The sequence below is a fragment of the Bartonella sp. AA86SXKL genome, assembly GCF_042196885.1.
Genome location: NZ_JBHIRE010000550.1, coordinates 1 through 569, shown reverse-complemented (window position 1 = coordinate 569; position 569 = coordinate 1). Strand labels below are relative to the sequence as shown.

Annotated in this window: 1 protein-coding gene and 1 pseudogene; one reads left to right on the top strand and one right to left on the bottom strand. The window is 42.0% G+C overall.

Translation table 11 applies throughout. The features are described 5' to 3' along the window. Positions 1–27: 27 nt before the first annotated feature. Positions 28–225: pseudogene (locus tag ACFIO5_RS13230) on the bottom strand (phage tail protein); the annotation flags it as partial. Between the two features lie 177 nt (positions 226–402). Between ACFIO5_RS13230 and ACFIO5_RS13225 the strand changes: the two are divergent. Further along, the coding region (locus ACFIO5_RS13225; RefSeq protein ID WP_375705658.1) for an Arm DNA-binding domain-containing protein at positions 403–569 on the top strand (167 nt) is incomplete at its 3' end.

Here is a 569-nt window from a genome sequence, read left to right as displayed (position 1 = left end):
AAACGGTTTTAATGACATTTCAACTCCTCATGTCTTGATCCCATAAATTACACTCACATTAACGGGGCGCGTTTCAATACCACCAACCCTCTCTGCCATGAGATGATGTTCATGATGCTCTCTGTCATTCAGACCTTCTGTTATAGGCGTTGAATAATATAAAAAATTAGCAAAGGGGCTCCTGATAAACCAAGGTAAACGTGGCGGCTTGTCTTTTTCTGTAAACCTACAACACACTGATTTATAATGATAATTCACTGTTTTGTATGTTGAATGAGAGTCTCGAATAACGTAAGATTCTCTCATTTCAAGTCTGTTTATATTGAATCAAACAAACCCATTTGCTTGCACGGCATAAGCGGGGCTGGCGTGTGGGTAAAACTGTATAAGAAAGGAATGAAAATGGTTCTTATGAATCGTCTTAACGCAAGGGCTGTCGCAACATTGGGAGCTGGCAAATATAATGATGGTGCCGGCTTGATCCTCCATAAGCGTAAAGATGGTGGTGCTCAATGGCTTTATCGTTATACCATTCACGGTCGGCGCCGTGAAATGGGCTTGGGCGCCTT